Here is a 6,415-nt window from a genome sequence, read left to right as displayed (position 1 = left end):
GAGTAGGACGACGCCAAGCGAGCAGAAAAAGCCTTTACCGCGCATAACGGTGAAGGCTTTTTTTTGTTTCTTCTATTATATAATGAAGCTTTTAATTCACGATTTTTAGTCAGCTCGGGATCGTTATATCCCCAACTTGCTCACATGTTAACGGGAGCGACTATTTGTCATCCGAATAACCTATCCCCATTTCCACAACTTTATACACATTTTACCCAAAACATTTAGTCTTTTTAAAGTTATCCTCAGGTCTTCCTATATCAGCTCCGGATTTCTATCCACAACTCCAAGAAATGTCGGTTCATTTTCCAAATCCCCCTTGCTCGTTTAATTATTTGCTGTTCTTCTCGTATATATATACAAAAGTGTACAGGACTAACTTCTCTTTTTCGGAATGAGCACTTCCTAATTTTCAGCGTACTCCATTGTTCTTCCAGACTAAAATCAGGACCTGTATATTTTTTCACATGTATCCATTCAAAGTATTTAAATACGAACGTACTTTCCTGAATAGATAGAATTACATTTTACCAAGCAAGCAAAATATCGTTCAAGGCCTGGTTTTATCGTGCTATTTGGAATATATATGGAAGAATAGAGCCCATCAGCCCCAAAGGTTCTATAAATTCATCTGTGTATTGAGTAAGGGCTTTTTTGAAAAAAGTAGGCCTTTCGATTCGTTAAACGACAGTAATGTAACTTCCTGAAAAGATACGTCGATATATAAAACATACACACACCGCCTCGGAATAACCGCTGCTGCGAATGAATATACATGCATATTCATTTTAAGAGCAACTATTGCCGGAGCAGTCCACACTCATTATTACCGGTTGCCGCCGACAGGCGATACACATACCGGCGTATAGGAATCGGCATTGAACCCAGGGGCGGGCAAGAAGCCGATTAAACATTCCTTTTTCAAATTCTCTTATTTTAAAACACCAGCTGGAGGGATATCTCTTGAAAAGAAGTAAAGTCATCATTGCGATCGCAGCTTTGTCTCTTGGTCTGGGAAGCGGACTAGCCAATCTCGGCCAAGTCAATGCAGCGTCCGCATCCAATACGTATAAAGCGTCTCCGGACTTTAGCAAAACGACTCAAGGAATCAAGCAGTGGTACTATCAGCAGACAGCCGGAAGCCAATCCTCCGACCTTTCCTACAATTCTTCCAAAGGAGTTTGGACAAACAGCAGCGGTCTTCCATGGATCGCAGCAAGCTCGCAGTATCCTTCGGACACTTCGGATGCCGTTCGTAAATGGATTGCACCTGGACCGGGAGTAGTCGAGATTACGGGTATCGTTAAAAAAAGCGGAAATAAAGGCGATGGCATTGCAGCCAGCATCAAAAAAGACAGCACCGTGCTGTGGAGTTCCCTCATTAAGACCAAAACTGGTGAAATGCCGAAGAACGTAGATGCCGTAAGCGTACAAGCCGGCACCGCGATTTACTTTGTAGTTAATAAAAATCAGACTACCGAAGACGACGAGACGTTGTGGAATCCGAGCATCTCGTTTACACCATCCGCTGTGACAACGCCGGCGCCAACAACACCGGCGCCAACAACACCGGCACCAACGACGCCGGCACCGACGACGCCAGCGCCAACAACACCGGCACCGACGACACCGGCGCCAACGACGCCGGCACCGACGACGCCAGCGCCAACAACACCGGCACCGACGACACCGGCGCCAACGACGCCGGCACCGACGACGCCAGCGCCAACAACACCGGCACCGACGACACCGGCGCCAACGACGCCGGCACCGACGACGCCAGCGCCAACAACACCGGCACCGACGACACCGGCGCCAACAACACCGACGCCAACAACACCGGCACCAACAACACCGGTACCGACAACACCAGTACCGACAACGCCGGCGCCGACAACTCCGGATGGGGTATCCGGCGGAGGACAAAACGCTTCCCTTCCGGCCAACTCGCTGTCCGTTCTGACTTACGGCGCGGTGGCCAACGACAACAAAGACGACTACGCGGCTTTTGTCAAAGCGGCGGCCGATGCCAAGAAACAGGGTAAGGTACTGTTTATCCCGGCAGGCGACTATACGCTGAGCAAAATTTTGACGGTGGACGGTATCGTGATGAAAGGAGCCGGGCAGGATCAAACGACGCTGACTTCCACCGATCCCGAGAACGGTTCGATCGATCTGAAAGGCAGCGGCGTGGAAATTCGCGACTTCAAACACGTTTATAAAACATCGGCGGGACGCGGCAACGGCGCCAACGAGAAAAATAGCATCACCGTACGCAGCGCAATGAATTTTGTAATCGACCATGTTTATGTAAGCAAGTCCAGCGCAGCCGGCATCATGGTGACTTACGCGGCATCGCGAGGAACGGTAAGCAACAGCATCGTTGAAAATACCGGAGCCGACGGCATTCACATGACCAATTCCAGCAGCTATATTACAGTGGAAAACAACGTGGTTCGCGGAGTGGGCGACGACTGCATCGCGGTAGTCAGCTACAAAGACGGAGACGACAAGCCGGTCAGCAATATTACGATTCGCGGAAACGATGTCGGATACGGTTCCAACGCCCGCGGCATTTCGGTTGTCGGCGGCACGGATGTTCTGATCGAAAACAATAAAGTGGCGGACACGATGATGGCGGGAATTTATATTTCGGTGGAAGGATCGTACAATTCGCAGGATGTGGACCGGGTAACGGTGAACAACAATACGGTCAACCATACGGGTATCCAAGAACCGCAAAATCACCCGAATGTGCTGATCTATGCTTCGCAGGGCACAATCGACAACGTAGTCTTCAACAACAATACGATTACGAACGGCGCGCATCGCGGCATCGGGGTATGGGGAGATGCAACGATCAAGAACGTTACGTTCAAAGGAAATACTCTGATTAACGTAAATGGCGCAGCAACAACCTTCAAGAACGGGATTATCAAACTCGTCGATAACATCGGCTTCTAAAATTCATCCAATCTTCTCTCACAAAGATTCGATTAGCGGGGACCAGGTCGCAACTGGTGCCCGTTTTTTATGCCGATTGCCCGTTATTCAAGATTGTTACTGCGCTGATGTTTATGAGTTACCCATAGGATCAAGTATCGAAACAGCTTTAATGCCTATTTTTTAAAAAATCGAATTTTCGAAAAAAATAAATCGACAGAGTATCGATTTCGGCAGGTTATTCGTTTAAGGTAGTGAATCTGAATACGGAGGGAGGTGAGACGTTTGAAAAAGACGGGGCTGAACAACATATCCGGGATTTCGAATCCGGCCGAAAGAAGGCGTCTTTCCGATGCGGCGAGCGGCGAGAAGCGTTCCGCTTTTGTGGAACTGATGGACGAGCATGGCGAGGCGCTCGGGAAATACTGCCGGTTTCTGGCCGGATCGCAGACGGATTCGGAAGAACTGGCTCAGGATATGTGGATGAAAGCCTGGACTGCTTTTGAAACGGGCGAACGTATTTGGAACCGGACGTATCTGCGCCGTATCGCTTACCATGCCTGGGTCGACCGTCTGCGCAAAAGCCGCGACGAAGCGGAGCCGCTCGAGCGGATCGAGGCCGCCGCTTCCCAGTCGGATCCGCTGCGTCTCTGGACGGCGGCCGAACTGCTGGTCCGGCTGCTGACGCCGGAGCAGCGGACCGTTTACCTGCTCATCGAGCACCTTCGCTTTACCGCTGCGGAGACGGCCGAGCTGATCGGCACAACCGAAGGCGGCGCCAAAGCGGCGCTGCGCCGAGCCCGTTTAAAGCTTGAAGCGCATCGGCTGGAAGACGATCTGCGCCGGCCGTCTCGTCAGGACGAAGATCCTGCCGGGGAACGCCTGGTATTCGCTTATCTGGAAGCGATCCGGCTCCAGGACGTACGGGCGCTGCTCGTTCTGTGGAACGGAGGCGGCGCGGACGAAGCTTCGGCCGCCGCCCGCTGCGGAGCCGGCGTACAAGCCCGATCCGCGCCGCTGTACAGCGAAGGTCCGCAGCCTCGCGCCGGCGGCTCCGAACGCTTCTCGTCTCTCCTTCCGACCCTGCAGGCCGCCTGACGGCCGGGATTCGAATTTTTCCTATTCGAAGGAGGTACGGCCGATGGGCACTTTTATTCCTTATGTGGTAGAGCAGACCAGCCGCGGCGAACGTTCTTACGATATTTATTCGAGGCTGCTGAAAGACCGGATCGTTTTTCTCGGCTCCGCCATCGACGATCAGGTAGCCAACAGTATCGTGGCGCAGCTGATGTTTCTCGAAGCGGAAGACCCGGAGAAAGACATCCACTTCTATATCAACAGTCCTGGCGGCGTCACGACGGCGGGCTTCGCGATTTACGACGCGATGCGTCACGTCAAGCCGGATGTGCAGACGATCTGCACGGGCATGGCGGCTTCGTTCGCGGCGATCCTGCTGCTGTCCGGAGCCAAAGGCAAGCGCTGCGCGCTGCCCAACAGCGAGATCATGATCCACCAGCCGCACGGCGGTGCGCAGGGGCAGGCGAGCGATATCGAGATCAGCGCAAGACGCATCATCCGCACGCGCGAACGGCTGAACGCAATCGCCGCCGAGCACACAGGCCAGCCGATCGAGCGAATTGCGCTCGATGTGGACCGCGACTACTTTATGTCTTCCGTCGAAGCGCTGGAATACGGCGTGATCGACCGGATTATCGGCAGCGATCGATAGCCGGAAATCCTATTGCAGTCCGGCCGTTTATCGGCCGGGCTTTTTTTGGTTGATTTTAAAGGGTTCGCGAGGCCCGGATAGAAGTATACTGCGTAACGGTCGCGCATCAAGCGGCCGCCGTATATCCGGGCGGAACCCGGAAAAGGGAGGCGAACGATGGAAATCAGACGAATCACCGAGCAGGAATTCGAGAGCAGCCTTGAACTTTCGCAGTATGCGTTTCTGTATAAAATCGGCGAACGCGAGAAAGAACTGCGCCGACTCAACTTTGCGGACGAGCCGGTATGGGGCGTGTTCGAGGAGAACGAATTATGCGCCCAGCTGATGCTGCTGCCGTTCGAGGTTTATATTCACGGCCGCCGTATCGAGATGGGCGGAATCGCAAGCGTATCCACCTGGCCCGAGAAGCGTCGGCAGGGCATGGTGTCCGAACTGCTGCGCCGCGCGCTGGAGGAAATGAAAGATCACGGCCAGCTTCTATCGTATCTGCATCCTTTTTCCGTGAGTTTCTACCGCAAGTACGGTTGGGAGCTGTTTACGGACTATCGAAAGTATTCGATTCCCGTGGACAAGCTTCCTTCGCGTCAAGAAGTGCCGGGCCGCGTCGTGCGCGGAATTCGCGATATCGACGTTATGAAAACCGTTTACGATCAGGCGATTACGAAGTATAACGGACCGCTGACTCGCAGCGGAACATGGTGGGAGCAGCGCGTGCTGGGCCCGGCTCCGTATACCGCCGTCTACTATTCCGCAAGCAACGAGCCGCAGGGGTATGTGCTGTATGCCATCGAGGACGGGCGATGGATAACGAGGGAAATGTTCTGGTTGAACGAAGAAGCCCGGCAGGGGCTGTGGACCTTTATCGGCAACCACGATTCGCGGATCAAGGAAGTCCGCTGGAACGCTCCCGCCGACGATCCGCTCAGCCTGCTGCTGGACGATCCTCTGGTCAAACAGGAGGCGGAACCTTACTTTATGGCGCGGATCGTCGACGCCGCCGCTTTCGTTAGCAGCTACCCGTTCGTTGCGACCGGGGAAGAAAAGCAGGCCTGGACGCTGCGTATCGAAGACCGCGACGCCCCGTGGAACGCGGGCTTCTGGAACTTGACCGTACAGCCCGGCGGACAGGCGTCGCTGGAGTCTCTTCCTCTTCCTTCAGGCGGGGACGAAGAACTGGTCGCGGATATCTGCATCGATATCGGTATCCTGACTTCGATGCTGCTCGGCTACCGCCGTCCGGTTCTTCTCCAGGCTTACGGCCTGATCGAAACCAGCCCCCAAATCGCCGCCGTACTGGAACGTTTGATTCCTTACGGTACTTGCTTCTTGGCCGACCATTTTTAAAAAAGATCGGTATAGTATAAGACCGGTCTTAAGGACGGGCAATTCCTATTCGCGGAAGAAGCGCAAGGACCGCGGGAGAACTTCGTTAGCGGCTGCTTACGAGATGCTTTTCTTCGACAGGCTCAGGGTGTCGAGAAAGCCGGGTATTGTTCCAAACGGAAAATAGCGGCGCAGGTACACTTATTTGGGACGAAACGCTTCGGTTTATTCAAATAACGACGCAGGTGTAGCTATTCGGGAGCCAAAGGCCGAATCGAAGCGAAAAAGCTCGGAATAATTGTATGAGCGCAGTTATTTTCTGGAAAACGTAAGATTAAGCCTGAATAAGGGGCTATACGGTTACTACTTAGCACCCCACCAGCGAGGTACGGTGGCGTAAGGCGTAGGTCAACGAATCGA

Annotated in this window: 5 protein-coding genes; all 5 read left to right on the top strand. The window is 53.4% G+C overall.

Going from position 1 to position 6,415, the window contains the following annotated elements; genetic code table 11:
* Positions 1 to 1,496: 1,496 nt before the first annotated feature.
* The 5 genes from QWJ34_RS26835 to QWJ34_RS26815 all read left to right on the top strand — a co-directional run bounded on the left by QWJ34_RS26835 (position 1,497) and on the right by QWJ34_RS26815 (position 6,016).
* Positions 1,497 to 2,045 (top strand): hypothetical protein, encoded by a 549-nt coding sequence (locus QWJ34_RS26835; protein ID WP_302732208.1) that lies wholly within the window; start codon positions 1,497 to 1,499, stop codon positions 2,043 to 2,045.
* Entirely contained in the window at positions 1,975 to 2,964 is a 990-nt protein-coding gene (locus tag QWJ34_RS26830) for a right-handed parallel beta-helix repeat-containing protein (RefSeq protein ID WP_302732207.1), read from the top strand. The genes QWJ34_RS26835 and QWJ34_RS26830 overlap by 71 nt, the downstream gene beginning before the upstream one ends.
* A gap of 264 nt (positions 2,965 to 3,228) precedes the next feature.
* A complete protein-coding gene (locus QWJ34_RS26825; RefSeq protein ID WP_302732206.1) occupies positions 3,229 to 4,041 on the top strand; it encodes an RNA polymerase sigma factor in 813 nt (270 codons plus the stop codon).
* Between the two features lie 43 nt (positions 4,042 to 4,084).
* Complete coding sequence (gene clpP / locus QWJ34_RS26820; protein WP_302732205.1) at positions 4,085 to 4,672, top strand: ATP-dependent Clp endopeptidase proteolytic subunit ClpP; 588 nt, start codon at positions 4,085 to 4,087, stop codon at positions 4,670 to 4,672.
* A gap of 156 nt (positions 4,673 to 4,828) precedes the next feature.
* Complete coding sequence (locus QWJ34_RS26815; RefSeq protein ID WP_302732204.1) at positions 4,829 to 6,016, top strand: GNAT family N-acetyltransferase; 1,188 nt, start codon at positions 4,829 to 4,831, stop codon at positions 6,014 to 6,016.
* The last annotated feature ends 399 nt before the right edge of the window (positions 6,017 to 6,415 follow it).

The sequence above is a fragment of the Saccharibacillus sp. CPCC 101409 genome (genome assembly GCF_030518235.1).
GTDB lineage: Bacteria > Bacillota > Bacilli > Paenibacillales > Paenibacillaceae > Saccharibacillus.
This window is presented reverse-complemented; position numbering and strand designations above follow the sequence as displayed.

What these genes read in the sequence shown, in the direction of transcription:
- clpP (WP_302732205.1), top strand. Translation starts at nt 4,085, where the DNA reads ATGGGCACTTTTATTCCTTATGTGGTAGAGCAGACCAGCCGCGGCGAA.
- QWJ34_RS26815 (WP_302732204.1), top strand. Translation starts at nt 4,829, where the DNA reads ATGGAAATCAGACGAATCACCGAGCAGGAATTCGAGAGCAGCCTTGAA.